We start from the raw sequence: 1422 nt of genomic DNA, 5'->3' as shown, positions 1-1422 counted from the left end.
ACGCCGAAGTCCCACGCCGCGCTTTCGTTCGGGATGCCGGCGCCGCGCGGGCTCGTATCCGGCGCGATCAATGCGATGCCATGTTGCGCGGCAAAGCGCTGCGCGCCCGCCTTGATCGGGAAGGTCTCCTCGGTACACGTGAGACCGGCGAGCCAGAACAGCGCCGGCACCTTGCCATGCGACGCCTGCGGTGGAAGGTACACGGAGAAGCGCATCGGCAGACCAGTCGTCGATGAATCGTGACGATAGAACCGCTGCACGCCACCGAAGCACGCGTGCGAAGACAATAGTTCGAGCATGGCGATCTCCGTTGCCTCAGTACAGCACAACCGAGCGGATCGACTCGCCCTTCTTCATCAGATCGAAGCCTTCGTTGATACGCTCGAGCGGCAGACGGTGCGTGATCAGATCGTCGATATTGATCTTGCCTTCCATGTACCAGTCGACGATCTTCGGCACATCGGTACGGCCACGTGCGCCGCCGAACGCCGAGCCTTTCCATTCCCGGCCCGTCACCAGCTGGAACGGCCGCGTGCTGATCTCCTCGCCCGCCGCCGCCACGCCGATGATGAACGACTGGCCCCAGCCCTTGTGCGTGCATTCCAGCGCCTGGCGCATCACCTTCGTGTTGCCGATGCATTCGAACGAGTAGTCCGCGCCGCCGTCGGTCAGCTGCACGATGTGATCGACCACGTTCTCCACTTCGTTCGGGTTGATGAAATGCGTCATGCCGAACTTCTTGGCCAGTTCGACGCGCCCCGGGTTCAGGTCGACACCGATAATCTTGTCCGCGCCGACCATCTTGGCGCCCTGGATCACGTTCAACCCGATACCGCCGAGACCAAATACCACGACGTTCGCGCCCGCCTCGACCTTCGCCGAGTACACGACCGCACCGACGCCCGTCGTCACACCGCAGCCGATGTAGCAGATCTTGTCGAACGGTGCGTCTTCACGCACCTTCGCCACCGCGATCTCCGGCACGACGATGTAGTTCGAAAACGTCGACGTGCCCATGTAGTGAAAGAGCGGCTTGCCGTCCAGCGAGAAGCGCGACGTGGCATCGGGCATCAAGCCCTTGCCCTGCGTCGAGCGGATCGCCTGGCACAGGTTCGTCTTGCGCGACAGGCAGAACTTGCACTGGCGGCATTCTGGCGTGTACAGCGGGATCACGTGATCGCCCTTCTTCAGCGTACCGACGCCCGGGCCCACGTCGACGATCACGCCCGCGCCTTCGTGGCCGAGAATCGCCGGAAAGAGGCCTTCGGGGTCCGCGCCCGAGAGCGTGTAGTAATCGGTGTGACAGATGCCCGTCGCCTTCACCTCGATCAGCACTTCACCCGCGCGCGGCCCTTCCAGATCGACTTCCTCGATCGTCAGCGGTGCGCCCGCTTTCCATGCGATGGCTGCTTTGGTCTTCAT

2 protein-coding genes are annotated in these 1422 nt (G+C 63.1%); both read right to left on the bottom strand.

Features of this window, described 5'->3' with window-relative positions; genetic code table 11:
* Positions 1-299, bottom strand: a 299-nt coding sequence (locus LPA34_RS26815) for an alpha/beta hydrolase-fold protein (protein ID WP_267478888.1), incomplete at its 3' end; no start/stop codon positions are given.
* A gap of 16 nt (positions 300-315) precedes the next feature.
* On the bottom strand, positions 316-1422 hold a 1107-nt coding region (locus tag LPA34_RS26810; RefSeq protein ID WP_228984165.1), incomplete at its 5' end, for an S-(hydroxymethyl)glutathione dehydrogenase/class III alcohol dehydrogenase.

Origin of the sequence: Paraburkholderia gardini, assembly GCF_907164575.1 — a bacterium.
Classification (GTDB): Bacteria; Pseudomonadota; Gammaproteobacteria; order Burkholderiales; family Burkholderiaceae; genus Paraburkholderia; species Paraburkholderia gardini.
This window is presented reverse-complemented; position numbering and strand designations above follow the sequence as displayed.